The following is a 16,198-nucleotide window of genomic DNA, read 5'->3' on the forward strand; positions in this document are numbered from 1 at the left end:
TGTTGGCCCGGTCGATATAATGGACTCCAATTACTCCTGCCAATTGCCCTTGATAAAAAACCCCTGCCTCAAATCCATTGCTAGACGCAAATCTTTGCAGTCCCTGAAAAATAAACACTTTCGAATCCTCCACCGTCTTTGTGGAATCGACCCACGGAAGCCATTGACGCAGGTGCGCGCGGCACGAATCAACCAATGCAAAAAGCGGCTTCGCATCTTCCATCGTCAACAACTTTAACCACATGTCTTTCTCCACGTAACGGATAAACATCAATGACTCCCCTCCGACTTTTTTACCATTATACCATATTGAGATCACCCGACCCCTCATGCGAAAAAATTTATCCATAAGATACAAAAAAGACTGTTCCCAAGATGGTCAAACTCATCCTAGGAACAGTCCTTTTCTCTTTTTTCTATTCCCGCAAGAAGATAAAATAACAGATAAAGATAACAAACAGCACATACAATAATGGATGCACTTCTTTTCCGCGGCCTTTTAAGATCATCGTGATCGGATAGAAGATGAAGCCGACGGCGATGCCGGTGGCGATGCTGTAGGAAAGCGGCATCGTAATCAATGTAAAGAACGCCGGTACAGCCACTTCGAACTTCTTCCAATCGATTTCACCGATCGATGAGGCCATCAATACCCCGACGATGATGAGCGCTGGCGCCGTAACTGGCGCGGTAATGACGCTTAACAGCGGCGAGAAGAACAAAGCAAGCAGGAACAAAATCCCTGTCACGACCGCCGAAAAACCCGAGCGTCCTCCAGCAGCAACACCGGCCGACGATTCGATGTACGACGTCGTCGTCGATGTGCCAAACACCGCTCCGACCATGACAGCCGTCGCGTCAACGAGCAGCGCTTTGCCGGCGCGCGGCAGCTTATTGTTTTTCAACAACCCAGCTTGGTTGGCAACCGCCAGGAGCGTGCCGGTTGCATCGAAAAAGTCGACGATAAAGAACGTCAAGACAACACCGAGCATTTTCCATGAGAAAATGTCCGGCAAATGTTCAATCGCGACACCAAACGTCGGTGAAATGTCCGGGATCGCGCCGACAATTTGTTTCGGCACTTCAATTAAACCGAAGATCATGCCGACAACAGCCGTAATAACCATACCGTAAAAAACGCCGCCGTTCACTTTTTTCACCATCAAGACGACGGTGATAAACAAACCGAAAATCGCAAGCAGCGTATTGCCATCTTTTAAATCACTCAACCCGACTAACGTCGCGTCGTTATTGACAATAATGCCGGCGTTTTGCAAGCCGATGAACGTAATGAACAGCCCGATTCCGGAACCGACGGCATATTTCAATTCGACCGGAATGGCATCAATAATTTTTTCCCGGACGCCCGTCAGCGTTAAAATCGTAAAAATGACCCCAGAGACGAAAACTCCCGCAAGCGCTGTTTGCCACGGAATCCCCATATGCAAGACGACCGTAAAGGCGAAAAAGGCATTCAATCCCATCCCCGGCGCTAGGGCGATTGGATAGCGGGCCAACACCCCCATCAAAATCGACCCGTACGCCGCCGCCAAAGCGGTAGCAACAAATACTGCCCCTTGATCAATGCGCAGTTCATTCGGAAAATCTTTGACTGCACCAAGCGACAACGTAAACGGGTTGACGAACAAAATGTACGCCATCGACAAAAATGTCGTCAACCCGGCGATGATCTCCGTCCGGTAGTTTGTACCGAGCTCGTCAAATTGAAAATATTTTCTCACGTCTGTCCCCCCTATCAGAAAGTAAAAACGCTTCTGTAGCTACCAGAAGCGTTGACTAAGAAGGAATGACGAACATAGAGAGGACGTCAGCTCTCTATTTCACATCCCCCGTAGTCAAGCTATTTACGGTAGCTTGGTAGAAACTCCCGAGCCATATCCCCAGGATTATACGACGGAATTCGACAATATTCACGATCCACGGTTATTGTACCAGCGCGGACAACCGTTGTCAATATAAAAGACGAACATTTTACCAAAAATGTTCGTCTTTCATTCGCGTTTTTTTATAACAATTACTCCCACTCAATCGTCGCCGGCGGTTTGCTTGTAATGTCGTAGACGACGCGGTTGACGTGCGGCACTTCGTTCACGATGCGCGTTGAAATGCGTTCCAGCACATCCCACGGAATGCGGGCCCAATCGGCGGTCATCCCATCGATCGATGTCACCGCTCGGATGGCCACCGTATAATCGTACGTGCGGGCATCCCCCATCACCCCGACGCTGCGGATGTCAGGGAGAACCGTGAAGTATTGCCAAATTTCACGGTCAAGCCCGGCTTTTTTCACTTCTTCCCGCAAAATCGCATCCGATTCACGGACGATTTCCAACTTTTCTTCCGTCACCTCGCCAAGGACGCGGATGCCAAGGCCAGGTCCCGGAAATGGCTGACGCCAGACAATTTCGTCCGGAATTCCTAATTGGGTGCCCAGTGCGCGCACTTCATCTTTAAACAGCGTATTGAGCGGCTCGATCAATTCAAATTTCATATCTTCCGGCAAGCCGCCGACGTTATGGTGCGATTTGATCGTTTGCGCCGTTGCCGTGCCGCTTTCAATAATGTCCGTATAAAGCGTGCCTTGCACTAAAAATTCAATGCCCTCAAGCTTAGCCGCTTCATCGTCAAACACATAAATAAATTCGTTGCCGATGATTTTCCGCTTTTGTTCCGGGTCAGCGACCCCTTTGAGCTTCGCCAAGAAGCGCTCCTTCGCATCGACTTTAATAACGTTCATGTGGAACTGCTCGCGGAACGTTTTCATGACACTTTCCGCTTCGCCTTTGCGAAGAAGGCCGTGGTCAACAAAAATGCATGTGAGCTGATCACCGATGGCGCGATGCACCAATACAGCAGCGACCGATGAATCGACCCCGCCGCTTAACGCGCACAACACTTTTTTCCCGCCGACTCGCTCACGAATGCGGTGCACTTGCTCGTCAATGAAGTTTTCCATCGTCCAGTCGCCGCGGCAGCCACATACATCGAAGACAAACCGCTTCAATACATCGTTCCCATAGACGGAATGGCGCACTTCCGGATGGAATTGCACCCCGTACCATTTCCGCCGTTCATCACTCATCGCGGCGATCGGGCACGAAGGACTTGTCGCATCGACGATAAAACCGGACGGCGGGGCTGTCACTAAATCGCCATGGCTCATCCAGACAACTTGTTCGTCCGGCAGCCCGCGAAATAGCAGCGAATCATTTTTCACTTGGATGAGCGCTTTTCCGTATTCACGGTGTGACGCCTTTTCCACCTTGCCGCCTAAGTAGTGCGCCATGAGCTGCATCCCGTAACAAATCCCTAAAATCGGCAGTCCAAGTTCAAAAATTGCCGGGTCGCACGTAAACGCCTGTTCATCATATACACTGTTCGGGCCGCCGGAAAAAATGATCCCTTTGGCGTTCAACGCGCGGATGTCCTCTGCACGAATCGTGTGCGGGTGCAGTTCGCTGTAGACGCCAAATTCACGGATGCGGCGGGTAATCAGTTGGTTATATTGGCTTCCGAAGTCCAATACGACGATCATTTCTTGGTTCATCTTATCCACCCCGTCCAAAAAATAAACGCTGCCATCGCCCAAATAAACATGATGAAGGCAGAATAGCAGCATCTTCTGCCTTCATAGTCAGGCCGTTTACGGCGGCCCGGTAGAGACACGTGAGCCATATTCCCACGCATATATGAAAGGCTTTCGTTCTGTTCGTATGCAAATTTGAATTCATTCTATCAACTTGCCGGCAGGCGGTCAAGAGATCGTCCTTTTTATTAAATTTTCCCACAATTGACGTACCTCACGGATGTCTATCCGACCGCTGTTAGCGGCGTAGACCGCTTGTTCATACCATTTTGTCAGCCGTTCCATTTCATCGGTTTCGAATAAACGATCCACTTGAATGGCGTACTGACGCAACGTTTCATCTTCTTTTCGCCTCAGCCCGTAGTCGTGCAACTGACGCAACAACGCCAAGTAAGCGGGGACAAGCCATTCCGGCCCGTCAACGTGGCGACGGCGAAAACGAAGGAGCGTAAGGCGCGGCCACCATTTTCGTCTTGTCGCATAAATTGTTCCACCCGATGCGGCCAGCATAGCGAACACGATCAGCGCTGTTTTCCATGACCAGATGTCGGCTAGCTTCTCCCACCAATGGCGGTCTTGTTCCGGCGACGACGATTCGATCAATTGTTCAATCGGCACGCGCGGCGTTTCCTGTTGTTCCGGTTGCAACGACGGCGCCTGTTGCTCTTCATTGGAAGCAGGAAGCGAAAAGGCATACGGGTTGACAAACCCTTGTGTAGGCTCAAACGGCACCCAGCCGACGCCTTCAAAGTACACCTCGACCCAAGAATGCGCGTCGTTGTTTCGCACTTCATAAAGCTCGGATCCATTTTGCTCTCCGACCCACCGCCCTGATGTATAGCCTTTCACCCAACGCGCGGGAATACCTAGACTTCGGACGAGCACGACCATTGAGGTGGAAAAGTTGTCGCAATACCCTTGTTTCGTTTCAAACAAAAACTGGTCGACATAATCTTGATTGGCGCCTGGAACGGCAACATCCGCTGTTTCGTACGCATATCCGTTCATATGGAAATATTGTTCAATGGCTTTCACTTGATCGTATACCGTCTCTTTTCCTTCGGTGATTTGCCTCGCCAAATCGCGCACCCGCCGCGGAAGCGTATCCGGCAGCTGCGTATAGCGCTTCAGAAAGGCAGCGTCTTGGACTGGGGGCGCGGCCCGCAATGCCTCAATTGGAAAGTCCGGCTCCATATACGTGATCTTATACCGGCGAACAGGAAGCGCATTCGCATTCACATCGGTCGTATAAATTTTTTCTGTCGCCATATGCATGCGGTAAACAATGCGGTCGGACGTGTGCACCTGTTGCAAGCCAAGCGGATACACGAGATGGAACGCCTGCTCTTGGCGGATGATTTCCGCTGTCTGTTCCGTTGTGTTCACTTTGTCGCTCCACCATTCATGCTCTATTGACATTCCGTTTTTAAATGATTGCACTTGTTCGCTTTGGAACACTTCCCACCCTTTTCCGGTGTAAACATCTTTCGTTTCCACCCGCCAATAATGGCGGCCTCCGTCTTTGGCCATGAACACCACCGTATCATCGGCGATAAACGGTCCGCCGAGGCGCGAGTCATTTTGTCCGTAGCCGATTTTCTTGACGCTAGCCACTCCTTCCGTATCAAGCTCCTCTCCGGAATCAGAGGCGTAGCTATGAATAAACGCGACCGGATCCGGCCATTGCGGCGGCAGTTTCGGCCCGATATATCCGGCGGCGACGGCAATGACGGGAATAGATAGAGCCGCCGCCCGCCATTTTCCAATATGAAAAGCGCTGCCTTTTGCCCGCAGCCGCTCTCCATGCAGCCAAGCGAAGGCGAAAAAACCGAGCGCCACCAGGCGAACAACCGCTTTGTTTCCGCTGTAAGGAAAAAACGTATCCAACACGGCAACATAGCCAACCGTGAGCGCATAAGGAACAAACCACCGGTTTCGCCGCACGACAAGCCAGTGCCAAACAAATGAAACCGCCCATAGAAGCACAAAGAAAGCAAGGGTGCGCACTGCAGCGTCCGGCATTGATGATGGCCTGTCACCGACAAGCCAAGCGGCGCCGCTATCCCAAAAGGCGCGCACGATGTTCGGAATCGACTGATCGTCAAACCATTCAGAGAGCGCCCACCATATAAAGCCGATTTTGCCGAGGACAGAAAGCCAGACGGGAACACGCAGCGCATAAAAGAGAAAACAAATGACCACAAATATCGCGAATGTCCCGATATACGCTGTGTCCGTCACTGTGTCAAGCGGCCAAAGCCATTCCGTAAGCAGCCAAGCGGCCAAAACGTTCGGCAACGCGGCGGATACCATGTTCTCCGCCTTCTGTTTCATCTGTTTCCCCCTCCTTGCTGAACGGGCTGCAACATCTGTGGGTCAATGCGCGATACATACACCCCGTTGCGGCGGAGCCCGTCGGCCCAGCTCTGCTGCTCATGACTCCACTCACGGCTGACGATATACAGCACAACATGGCGTTTGGAAGCGAGTGCGCGCAGTTGCTGCAAAAGCGGAATCGATAACGTAGAAGTTAAAATAACGCATCCGGCAGCCGCCCGCCAGTTCGTTTCTTCCGCCAACGTGCGAACAAGCGGATCTTTGCCCTCGCCGTTTACTTCCGCCAACAGGAGAAGAATGGACTGCCACTGTTCATCATGGCGGCGCGGTGCTAAGAACGAACGCTTTTTGCCGGCAAAGAGCAGCCCTGCCGGTAACCCTTGATCAAGGAGTGCTTTCGATACAGAAGCGGCCAACGTGACAAGTTCCTCAAACGCTGGGGATGAGGCGCCGTCAAGCACAACGATCCACCCGTCATTGCGCTGTTCGTCAAACTCTTTTGTCATGAGCTCCTGCCTGCGCGCCGACGCTTTCCAATGCACCCACGACATTTTATCGCCGGGCACATACTCGCGGGTGCCGGCCGCCACCGCCATGTCGCGGTGAAGCGAAATCGGGCGCGCTGCTTTTCCGTGAGCAAACCATTCATGCACCGCTTCGAACGGCCATTCGATATAGCGCGGATAGACGATCACCGTGCACGGAGCGGGGAAGGAGGCCATTTTGTTTACCCATCCGAATGGATCCCCCACCTCAAGGATGACCGTTTCCAATTGATGACGGCCGCGCGGCAACCGAAGCGGCCATGTGCAAGTTAGGCGGCGGAACGGCCAAGCGACTATCGCGCCCACGCGCTTCCGTTCTTCCTCGATAACAGCGAGCGTCGCTAGCGGAATCGGCCACGGCAAATCGATGCGAGCGGCAACGGGAATCGGCTCATCTGCATGATAGCGCCTAACCGGCACCGTTCGGCTCACCGCGACGCCCCGAAGCGGGTATATCACGATCAAGAGCGCATATAAACCGAGCGGCAAAAAACTGTAAAACAAAAACCAACTGACAAATCCGCCTTGAAACATGGCGTATGAAAACAGGACAGCCGCTAAGAGCAACAAGCCGGCAAAAGCGAACCAATGGCGCCCATTCCGTTTCATCTTCATCGCCGTCCTTGCACCGGCACCGGCGTGCGGGCGATCAGTTGCGCAACAATCGTTGCTTCATCAAGCTTGTCCCATTTCGCTTCCGGCCGAACGAGCAGACGGTGGGCGAGCACATGGGTGGCGAGCTGCTGCACATCATCAGGGATGACAAAATCGCGGCCGTGGATGAGCGCGTATGCCTGCGCCGCTTTCATCAAGGCGGCCGACCCGCGCGGGCTGACGCCTAAATAGACAGCTTCATGCGCACGGCTTTGTTGGACGAGCCTAACGATGTATTCTTTCACGGTATCGCTCACATGCACATCCGCTACCTTCCGCTGCAGCACAAGCAATTCATCAAGCGTCATCACCGGACCGATCTCCGCAAGCGGCTCCGTTTTTTCCAACCGGTTTAACATCTCGATCTCCTCATCAACCGATGGATAGCCCATCTGCAACTTCAGCAAAAACCGATCCAGCTGCGCCTCAGGAAGCGGATACGTTCCTTCATATTCAATCGGGTTTTGTGTCGCCATGACAAAAAACGGCTGCGGCAGCGCCCGGGTGACGCCATCGACCGTCACGCTCCCTTCTTCCATCGCCTCAAGAAGCGCCGACTGCGTTTTCGGCGACGTCCGGTTGATTTCGTCAGCGAGTACGATATGGGCGACAATCGGTCCAGGTTTATACTCAAACTGCCGCTCTTTCGGGTTATAGACAGAAACGCCAATCACATCGCTCGGCAACAAATCCGGCGTAAATTGAATCCGTTTCAACTCAGCTTGAAACGATTTCGCCAGCGCGCGCACGAGCATCGTCTTGCCGACGCCCGGCACGTCTTCAAGCAATACGTGCCCTTTCGCCAACAGCGCAGTTAAACTGAGCACAATCACTTGGCGTTTTCCAACAATGACTTGTTCTACATTGCGCACAACTTGTTCGAGTGTGGAAAGCAACGGTTCGTTCATTACATCAAACTCCTTTTATGGTGATAAATGGGACTTTTAGCGGTAGACAATATCTAGTTTATACTATTAATATAATATCGAATATACACAACTTTTGGAATCGATTTGCAACGAAGGGGAGGAGAAAAATGGGAAAATCGAAATGGACGATGATCGGCCCCGGGTTGATCGTCGCCGCCACCGGGGTCGGCGCCGGGGACTTAGTCGCTGCTCTTGTTGCTGGAACAAACTACGGCCTTGTTTTCATGTGGGCGATTATCGTCGGGGCCGTGTTCAAATTTGTGCTGAATGAAGGAGTCGGGCGCTGGCATTTATTAAGTGGAAAAACGATTTTCGAAGGCTGGCAGTCGATGGGGAAATGGGCGTCCGTCTACTTTGGGGTGTATGCGATCATTTGGGGATTTGTTTACGGAGCAGCGGGCACATCATCGTGCGCGCTGGCGATGTCAGCGATGATCCCCTCGATCCCGCTTTGGGCGTGGGCGGTCATCCATGGCCTCGCCGGTTTTGCCATCACTTGGTCAGGACGGTTTCAGCTGTTCGAACGGGTGATGAACGTGCTCGTCGGGCTGATGTTTGTCACGGTGGTCGGCTCGGCGCTCCTTGTGTTGCCGCAGCTGGACGATCTTTGGCAAACCGCCGTTCCCGATTTACCAAAAGGTTCGCTTTTGTATGCTCTCGGGTTAATTGGCGGCGTCGGCGGTTCGATTACGATGGCGTCGTACGGGTATTGGCTTCAGGAAAACGGCTGGAAAGGCCGCTCCTACGTATCGCCGATGCGTTATGATTCCGCCGTTGCCTATATCGTAACAGCAATTTTTACATTGTCGCTCCTTATTTTAGGGGCCGCACTTCTTTACGGAACGAATACGTCAATCAGCGGCGAACAAGGGCTCGTCTCATTCGCTTCCATTATGGGCGATGAGCTTCACCCGGCCGCCCGTTGGCTCTTTTTGCTTGGCTTTTGGTCGGCATCGTTTACCTCCGTCATCGGCGTTTGGAATGGCGTTTCCTATTTGTTTGCCGATTTTGTTCGCAACATGCGAAAAACACCGGTTGGCACTGAGGCACTCAACCAATCGAGAGCGTTCCGCTTCTACGTCTTTTGGCTCACATTCCCGCCGATGCTCTTGCATTTTATCGGCAAACCGGTTGGGCTCATTATTGTCTATGGAGCGCTCGGAGCGCTGTTTATGCCGTTTTTGGCTGTCACGCTGCTTTACTTGCTCAACTCCAAAAAAGCGCTTCCGGATGAAGGCCGGAATCATTGGCTGTCGAATGCGTTGCTCGCCCTATGTTTGGCGCTGTTTGCCGTCTTGTCGATGAATGAACTCATTCGCCTATTTGCTTAATATTTGCCCCATGCAAAGCAGCCAGCTGGCGGCAGAAGGCTGTCTCAACAGGAAAACGCTCATCCCGATTCAAGGGATGAGCGTTTTTGGCCCACCTATTCGCTCCCGTCTGATCTCCCCGTCGTTTTGTGCCACTAAATCATCTTCTCCAGTCTCACCCATTCTTCGTACTGCTCCGCTGTCACATACCCGGTTTTCAATGCCGCTTCTTTCAGCGTCAATCCTTCGCGATGCGCAAGCTTAGCGATTTCCGCGGCTTTGTCATAGCCGATATGCGGGCTTAATGCCGTCACAAGCATTAGCGAGCGGTCCACGTACTCTTTCATTTTCGTTTCGCTCGCCTCAAGCCCTTGGGCGCATCGCTCATCAAATGAGCGGATCGCATCGCCAAGCAGCTGCACGGACTGAACGGCGTTATAAGCAATGACCGGTTTGAACACGTTTAATTGAAAATTGCCTTGGCTTGCCGCAAAACCGATTGTGGCATCATTGCCAAACACTTGCACGGCCACCATCGTCATCGCTTCACTTTGCGTCGGATTCACTTTGCCTGGCATAATTGAGCTGCCTGGTTCATTCGCCGGAATCGCGATTTCTCCAAGCCCGGAACGCGGCCCGCTTGCCAGCCAACGAATATCGTTAGCGATTTTCATCAAATCCGCAGCCAGCGCCTTCAACGCCCCATGGACGTATACGATCTCATCATGGCTGGTCAGCGCGTGGAATTTGTTGGTTGCAGAGCGGAACGGGTAGCCGGTTTGAGCGTGCAGCTGTTTGGCGACTTGTTCGCCAAACGCTGGCGGCGCATTGAGCCCCGTGCCGACCGCCGTGCCGCCGATCGCCAAATCGAGCAGCTTGTCGGTCGCTTCGATGATCATCATCTTGCTTTTCTCAAGCATCGTCCGCCACCCAGAAATCTCCTGTCCGAATGTGAGCGGCGTCGCATCTTGCAAGTGGGTGCGCCCGATTTTGATCGTCTTTCCATATTGGCGTTCTTTGGTTGCGAATGTCCCGATCAAACCATCAAGCGCTGGCAGGAGGTGCGTTTTGATTTTCGTGTATATAGCGATATGCATCACCGTCGGAAACGTGTCATTTGAGCTTTGCGACATGTTGACGTCATCGTTCGGGTGGATGCGTCCCTCGCCGTCACGAAGCAACTCGTTTGCCCTTCTCGCCACCACTTCATTGACGTTCATATTCGTCTGTGTCCCGCTTCCCGTCTGCCAAACGACAAGCGGAAAATGCGCATCCCATCGGCCGGCCAAAATTTCATCGCACGCGGTCACAATCGCCCGTCTTTTCGCTTCACTCAGCTTCCCGGCTCGCTCATTGACAATGGCCGCGGCTTTTTTCAGCTCGGCATAGGCATAAATGAGTTCCAGCGGCATCGTTTCCTTGCCGATCCGGAAGTTTTGCCGGCTTCGCTCCGTCTGCGCTCCCCAGTATTTATCGGCCGGCACTCGCACTTCGCCGAGCGAGTCGCGTTCGATTCGTTCGTTCATCGCGTTGTCCTCCTTTGCATCGACATCTCCATTACATTTTTATTCCCATTTTCAGGCGGATCAACGCAACGAAGCGGCTGAAAAGACGTCTATATTTAAAAAAGGGAATGACTTGACAATGAAGAAACGATGGGCCCTGCTTCTTATTTTGTTTCTATGGCTTTCCGGCTGTTCATTCGGTGATATCAAGCCGCCTACATTAACGTTGACCGTCAACGGCGAAAAGGTCGACCACCGGCTCGGGACTTATACGTGGTCGACAGGCCGGCGCGGAGTCGCCGTCGATGCCGCCGCCCCACCGCTGCTTGTCAAAGAACTCAAGCCCCATACCGCCGCTTCGGGGACAAAACTTCGCATCCAATTTGACTACCGCCCATCCACGCTCGAAGCCGGCGTATGGAGCGGCGGTGATGTCGACTGGCAGCCGGTGCAAAATGGAACGATCACGCTGCCGAAACAACAAGGCTCGTACATCTACGTCATTCACGCTGCTTGGAAAGAGGGAGACGCTATTTATGCGTTTCCTATCAACATTCAATAGAAGGAGAACTTGCCTTTCTCTTTTCCCCAACAAGAAAAGGAACACCGGGATCACTCTCGGTGTTCCTTTTCTTGTTATGTTGTTGCTCACATTTCGCACCCTAACAGGGTTGAAAGAAAGGATTTTTCTTTCGTTTTTTTAGAATCACTTTCTGACCAACACAACGAGCGATGGCAATCCTTTTTTGACCATCGCTCGTTGTTCCTTATTCCATCAGACGTAAATCCCCTCGTCCATCCCTAATCCTTGCAGAATCCTTCGCTGCTCGTACGTGAGCAGTTGACCAAACGCGCGTTTGATTCGTCCATCCGGCAGTTCCAACAGGACGACCCTGACGTACCAAAACAATTGAAACATCGCTTGTCCCGTCGGTCGGGTCCGTTTCCGTCCTCCCGCCCCTTTAATGGGTGTTCCGGAGTGATGAACGGACGCACCCGGCGCTGAAAGACGCGGTAAATCGCCAAGGCCAACAGAAACAAATAGCCCAATCCCGCGACCCGTTCCGGTTTTTGGACGTCAATCGCATCCGTGAAAAACGGATCTTTCAAGAAAGAGAAGTTCATTTCCACCGACATTTGGCCTTTGTACAACTTCAAGATCTCTTTCGCATCCATCGGTTGCCCTTTCCATTCCTTCAGAACGGTCGTGACAAGGACAAACCGGGACGCTTTTCGTCTCGCCTGTTCCCACGCATCTTGATCGAATTCGACGTCAAGGCGCACAAGATACAGCGTCTTTGTCTCGGGTTCCGCCCCTTTTTTCGGTCGTCCGCGCCGTTTTTTCGGTTGCACGATCGCTTCGACCACGGCCTCCACCCGGTGAAACCGGGGGCGAAGGGACGCCTTGAGGGTCGCCAAGGCTTGTTCGACGTCTTCCCGGCAGGAGAAGGGATGACGCTCCCAACGGACTTGTTCCTCATGAAGAAGCTCCGCTTCTTGGTTTCGCTCTTTTTCGAGCGTCTTTCCTTTTCGTTGGTCGAGCGCGCTGGATTCAACGACGATCAACCGAACCGGATGCCCCTCATACGTCGATGTCGTTTCCCACACCCCGTAGGTGGCTCCGTTTTTCTCCGCGAAGGAGAATGGCTCGCTCCACAGCGTGTCTTGGGCATCCGCTTCGACCAGCGCGGTTTTGACGATCCGAAGCGAAGAAGGACCTCTTGTGATCAAAAAGGCGTTGGCGACCTTCGTTTGCGCCAGTGTGTCTTTCGTCATGGAGGCCGAATCGACCACATAAATCCATTCCTCTTCGATCTTCGCCTGCTTCAGCTGTTTCTGTACTCGGCAACTATGAACATTTATGCACATCTAACAAAAGATTGGGAAGAAAGAGCTTCACAGAAATTTAGCGAGCTCATGAGCAGCTTCATCAAAAAGTTGCGATTTTCGTGGTCAAAATAAAAAGAACACCGGGGAAAACCCCAGTGTTCCAACGGATTAAAAGCGCTGATTACATCATGCCGCCCATATCCGGCATGCCCGGGTTGCCGCCACCTTTGTTTTCTTCCGGCTTGTCGGCGACAACCGCTTCGGTCGTCAAGACCATCGCAGCGACCGAAGCAGCGTTTTGCAATGCCGAACGAGTGACTTTCGTCGGGTCAACGATACCTGCTTCGATCATGTCTACCCATTCACCCGTGGCAGCATTGAAGCCGACGCCTGCTTTTTCGTTTTTCAGGCGCTCGACAATAATCGAGCCTTCCAATCCAGCGTTTTGTGCAATTTGGCGAACCGGCTCCTCGATCGCACGAAGAACAATTTTCACGCCTGTTGCTTCGTCGCCTTCTGCTTGGATGGCTGCAACTTTGCTATAGACGTTCATCAATGCGGTACCGCCGCCGGCAACGATGCCTTCTTCAACCGCCGCACGAGTCGAGTTGAGCGCGTCTTCGATGCGCAGTTTGCGTTCTTTCAACTCGGTTTCTGTCGCCGCACCAACTTTGATCACTGCTACGCCGCCAGCCAATTTCGCCAGGCGTTCTTGCAGTTTTTCGCGGTCGAATTCCGACGTCGTTTCTTCAAGCTGCGCACGAATTTGGTTGACGCGTGCTTTAATGCGTTCAGAATCGCCAGCACCTTCGACGATGGTTGTCGTTTCTTTCGTCACAACAACTTTTGACGCACGGCCAAGCGATGCGATCGTCGTCGATTTCAGTTCACGGCCAAGTTCTTCCGAGATGACTTCGCCGCCTGTTAAAATCGCGATGTCTTCGAGCATCGCTTTGCGGCGGTCGCCAAAGCCAGGCGCTTTCACGGCAACGGCGTTGAACGTGCCGCGCAGCTTGTTGACAACGAGCGTTGCCAACGCTTCGCCTTCGACATCTTCGGCAATGATCAAGAGCGGACGGCCATGTTGGACGACCTGCTCAAGAACCGGCAACAGCTCTTGAATGCTCGACACTTTTTTGTCCGTAATTAAGATGTACGGATTTTCAAGAACGGCTTCCATTTTTTCCGTATCCGTAATCATGTACGGCGAAACATAACCGCGGTCGAATTGCATCCCTTCGACAACGTCGAGTTCCGTCGTGAAACCTTTCGACTCTTCCAGCGTAATGACGCCGTCGTTGCCGACGCGTTCCATCGCTTCAGCGATCAATTGGCCGACCTCTTCGTCAGCAGCCGAGATCGCAGCCACTTGGGCGATCGATTCTTTTCCTTTGATCGGTTTGGAGATGGCTTTTAACTCTTCTACTGCAACCGCTACCGCTTTTTCAATCCCGCGGCGGATGCCCATCGGGTTCGCGCCAGCAGCCACGTTTTTCAATCCTTCACGGATCATCGCTTGCGCCAATACGGTAGCTGTCGTCGTCCCGTCCCCAGCGATGTCGTTCGTTTTGCTGGCGACTTCAGCGACCAATTTCGCGCCCATGTTTTCAAACGGGTCTTCGAGTTCGATTTCTTTCGCGATCGTTACCCCGTCGTTCGTGATGAGCGGAGAACCGAATTTTTTCTCCAATACGACGTTGCGACCTTTCGGACCTAATGTGACCTTCACTGCGTCTGCGAGTTTGTCCACCCCGCGCAACATCGCACGGCGCGCTTCTTCGCTGAACTTAATTTCTTTTGCCATACCCCGTTACCTCCTTATGAATTGGTTAAACCGCATGCAAATAGGTTAATGATAAACTAGTTAAGTATGTTTTCGGAATGTTTATGTGATGAACGCATACATTAGCCAATGACGGCTAAAATGTCGCTTTCGCGCAAAATTAAGTATTCCTTGCCGTCGTATTTGACTTCCGTGCCGGCATATTTCGAGAAGATGATGCGGTCGCCGACTTCGACTTCCGGCGCAACGCGTTGGCCGTTATCGAGCACACGGCCTGTACCGACAGCCACAACGCGGCCTTCTTGCGGTTTTTCTTTGGCCGTATCCGGCAGCACGATACCGCTAGCCGTTTTTTCTTCGGTTTCTACGACTTCAATGACAATGCGATCGCCTAATGGCTTCAACACGGGAAACAACCTCCTTAACGATAGTTTTCGCCGTTCTTATTAGCACTCATCATTATTGAGTGCTAACACACTTATAATATTAATGAACTTCTCTCAGTTTTGCAAGTAGGAAATACAAAAAAATAACTGTTTTTCTTTAATGCGAGAAGAAAGGATAAAATGAGCTGAACAGCTGTCAATCCCAAGGTCGGCCGGCCGGTACGAAACCCGTTTTCATTATTGCACATTTCTAAAATCAATAAACAGCGCTGGGCAATTTTTTTGTGGCGGTCGTGCCAACCTCGGCCGACGCGCTTTTCTTATCATTTCGCCAAACATGTGCTACAATACGGATATATTTGAATAAAGGGGTAAGAAGATTTGAAACGCCATTACTGGTATGTCATGATCACGTATATCGCCATGCAGCTGTCCGCCTTTATCGGTGTGCCGCTTCTGCGTGCTCTCGGCGTCGGCCAAGGGGCAGAAACCCGCTTGGAGGCGGCGCAGCTCGCTTCCGGGTATTGGGCGGTCATCAGCTTTCTGGCCGCCTTTGTCATCATTTTATGGCTGCTTCGCGGCGACCGCGATGAATGGGAGATGCGGCGATTGCCCCTCGCTTCGTCATGGATGTGGGCGATCTTTGGCGTCGTTTTGGCACTTGCCGCCCAAAGCATCGCCGCTAACATCGAATGGCGTCTGCTTGGCATCGAACCAGGTTCGGAAAACACAAGGCAAATCATTAATATCATCCGTCTGACGCCGCTTTTAGTCATCGTCACTTCCGTCATCGGCCCGATTTTGGAAGAACTCATTTTCCGCAAAATCATTTTCGGTTCGCTTTATAAAAAATACAACTTTTGGCTAGCTGCGCTCGTGAGCTCGCTTCTTTTTGCCGTCGTCCATATGGAGCTTGAGCATTTGCTTTTGTACACGGCGATGGGGCTGACATTCGCCTTTTTGTATGCGAAAACCGGCCGCATTTTCGTGCCGATTTTCGCCCATGTGGCGATGAATACGTTTGTTGTCGCCGTTCAACTTTTGTTGGCTGATGAGTTGGAAAACATGATGCGCCAAGCCGAGCTGCCGCTGGCGGTCTGGAGGTTTTGGCTATGATGCGCCGCCCTCGGCTGTTTTCGCTGCCGTACTTCATCCTAGGTGTATTGTTTACGTATTTGGCGATCGAAAGCGCTCATGAAACGATTTGGAACGCCTCGACGATCGCCTTGGCGGCGCTCGCCGCTTTTGATTTTGGCACCGCCTTTCGCCTGTTGTTCACACCGAAACGATGAAACCCTCCCGTTGGGGGAGG

13 protein-coding genes, 1 pseudogene and 2 riboswitches (1 of these 16 only partly in view) are annotated in these 16,198 nt (G+C 52.3%); of the genes and pseudogenes, 4 read left to right on the forward strand and 10 right to left on the reverse strand.

Annotated elements, in window-relative coordinates:
• From IC803_RS15725 to IC803_RS15750, 6 genes are all read right to left on the reverse strand, one after another.
• Positions 1-271: the 5' portion of a GNAT family N-acetyltransferase gene (locus tag IC803_RS15725; protein WP_081211337.1), read on the reverse strand. It extends 269 nt beyond the left edge of the window; the window shows 271 of its 540 coding nt (coding positions 1-271); its start codon is at positions 269-271; its stop codon lies beyond the left edge, outside the window.
• Positions 272-416: 145 nt separating this feature from the next.
• Positions 417-1,742, reverse strand: coding sequence for an NCS2 family permease (locus tag IC803_RS15730; RefSeq protein ID WP_081211335.1), 1,326 nt, complete (start codon positions 1,740-1,742; stop codon positions 417-419).
• Between the two features lie 91 nt (positions 1,743-1,833).
• A riboswitch (purine riboswitch) is annotated at positions 1,834-1,935 on the reverse strand.
• A gap of 100 nt (positions 1,936-2,035) precedes the next feature.
• Entirely contained in the window at positions 2,036-3,568 is a 1,533-nt protein-coding gene (gene guaA / locus IC803_RS15735) for a glutamine-hydrolyzing GMP synthase (RefSeq protein ID WP_081211339.1), read from the reverse strand.
• 64 nt (positions 3,569-3,632) lie between these two features.
• Positions 3,633-3,734: riboswitch (purine riboswitch) on the reverse strand.
• Between the two features lie 41 nt (positions 3,735-3,775).
• Complete coding sequence (locus tag IC803_RS15740; RefSeq protein ID WP_081211333.1) at positions 3,776-5,941, reverse strand: transglutaminase TgpA family protein; 2,166 nt, start codon at positions 5,939-5,941, stop codon at positions 3,776-3,778.
• On the reverse strand, positions 5,938-7,104 hold the full coding sequence (locus IC803_RS15745) for a DUF58 domain-containing protein (protein WP_081211331.1): 1,167 nt from the start codon (positions 7,102-7,104) through the stop codon (positions 5,938-5,940). The genes IC803_RS15740 and IC803_RS15745 overlap by 4 nt, the downstream gene beginning before the upstream one ends.
• Positions 7,101-8,051: an AAA family ATPase gene (locus IC803_RS15750; RefSeq protein ID WP_081211329.1), complete on the reverse strand. Its 951-nt coding sequence runs from the start codon at positions 8,049-8,051 to the stop codon at positions 7,101-7,103. Before IC803_RS15750 ends, IC803_RS15745 begins: the two co-directional genes overlap by 4 nt.
• Before the next feature lie 128 nt (positions 8,052-8,179).
• On the opposite strand from IC803_RS15750, the gene IC803_RS15755 reads away from it, so the two are divergent.
• Positions 8,180-9,403 (forward strand): Nramp family divalent metal transporter, encoded by a 1,224-nt coding sequence (locus IC803_RS15755; RefSeq protein WP_081211327.1) that lies wholly within the window; start codon positions 8,180-8,182, stop codon positions 9,401-9,403.
• 134 nt (positions 9,404-9,537) lie between these two features.
• Here the strand turns inward: IC803_RS15755 and fumC are convergent, their stop codons facing one another.
• Positions 9,538-10,908, reverse strand: a complete 1,371-nt coding sequence (gene fumC / locus IC803_RS15760) for a class II fumarate hydratase (RefSeq protein ID WP_081211325.1) — start codon at positions 10,906-10,908, stop codon at positions 9,538-9,540.
• A 118-nt stretch (positions 10,909-11,026) separates the two neighbouring features.
• Here fumC and IC803_RS15765 point away from each other — a divergent pair, with 118 nt between their 5' ends.
• The gene (locus tag IC803_RS15765) at positions 11,027-11,449 is read left to right on the forward strand and encodes a hypothetical protein (RefSeq protein WP_081211323.1); all 423 of its coding nucleotides are present in this window, start codon (positions 11,027-11,029) and stop codon (positions 11,447-11,449) included.
• A gap of 213 nt (positions 11,450-11,662) precedes the next feature.
• Here IC803_RS15765 and IC803_RS15770 read toward each other — a convergent pair.
• The 3 genes and pseudogenes from IC803_RS15770 to groES form a co-directional block, all read right to left on the reverse strand.
• Positions 11,663-12,732: pseudogene (locus tag IC803_RS15770) on the reverse strand (IS1634 family transposase); the annotation flags it as partial.
• 166 nt (positions 12,733-12,898) lie between these two features.
• Positions 12,899-14,521, reverse strand: coding sequence for a chaperonin GroEL (gene groL / locus IC803_RS15775; RefSeq protein ID WP_081211361.1), 1,623 nt, complete (start codon positions 14,519-14,521; stop codon positions 12,899-12,901).
• A gap of 101 nt (positions 14,522-14,622) precedes the next feature.
• Positions 14,623-14,907 (reverse strand): co-chaperone GroES, encoded by a 285-nt coding sequence (gene groES, locus IC803_RS15780; protein WP_008882016.1) that lies wholly within the window; start codon positions 14,905-14,907, stop codon positions 14,623-14,625.
• Between the two features lie 360 nt (positions 14,908-15,267).
• Between groES and IC803_RS15785 the strand changes: the two genes are divergently transcribed.
• Together IC803_RS15785 and IC803_RS15790 are read left to right on the forward strand one after the other, a co-directional pair.
• Positions 15,268-16,002 (forward strand): CPBP family intramembrane glutamic endopeptidase, encoded by a 735-nt coding sequence (locus IC803_RS15785; RefSeq protein WP_081211359.1) that lies wholly within the window; start codon positions 15,268-15,270, stop codon positions 16,000-16,002.
• Positions 15,999-16,178 (forward strand): YdiK family protein, encoded by a 180-nt coding sequence (locus IC803_RS15790; RefSeq protein ID WP_081211357.1) that lies wholly within the window; start codon positions 15,999-16,001, stop codon positions 16,176-16,178. The genes IC803_RS15785 and IC803_RS15790 overlap by 4 nt, the downstream gene beginning before the upstream one ends.
• Positions 16,179-16,198 lie beyond the last annotated feature (20 nt).

It is taken from the genome of Geobacillus sp. 46C-IIa, from assembly GCF_014679505.1.
Lineage (GTDB): Bacteria > Bacillota > Bacilli > Bacillales > Anoxybacillaceae > Geobacillus.

Excerpts from the sequence above, each read along its gene's own strand:
- IC803_RS15740 (WP_081211333.1), bottom strand. The coding sequence starts at position 5,941 with ATGAAACAGAAGGCGGAGAACATGGTATCCGCCGCGTTGCCGAACGTT.
- IC803_RS15790 (WP_081211357.1), top strand. The coding sequence starts at position 15,999 with ATGATGCGCCGCCCTCGGCTGTTTTCGCTGCCGTACTTCATCCTAGGT.
- IC803_RS15765 (WP_081211323.1), top strand. The coding sequence starts at position 11,027 with ATGAAGAAACGATGGGCCCTGCTTCTTATTTTGTTTCTATGGCTTTCC.
- fumC (WP_081211325.1), bottom strand. The coding sequence starts at position 10,908 with ATGAACGAACGAATCGAACGCGACTCGCTCGGCGAAGTGCGAGTGCCG.
- groL (WP_081211361.1), bottom strand. The coding sequence starts at position 14,521 with ATGGCAAAAGAAATTAAGTTCAGCGAAGAAGCGCGCCGTGCGATGTTG.
- IC803_RS15745 (WP_081211331.1), bottom strand. The coding sequence starts at position 7,104 with ATGAAGATGAAACGGAATGGGCGCCATTGGTTCGCTTTTGCCGGCTTG.
- IC803_RS15755 (WP_081211327.1), top strand. The coding sequence starts at position 8,180 with ATGGGAAAATCGAAATGGACGATGATCGGCCCCGGGTTGATCGTCGCC.
- IC803_RS15750 (WP_081211329.1), bottom strand. The coding sequence starts at position 8,051 with ATGAACGAACCGTTGCTTTCCACACTCGAACAAGTTGTGCGCAATGTA.
- guaA (WP_081211339.1), bottom strand. The coding sequence starts at position 3,568 with ATGAACCAAGAAATGATCGTCGTATTGGACTTCGGAAGCCAATATAAC.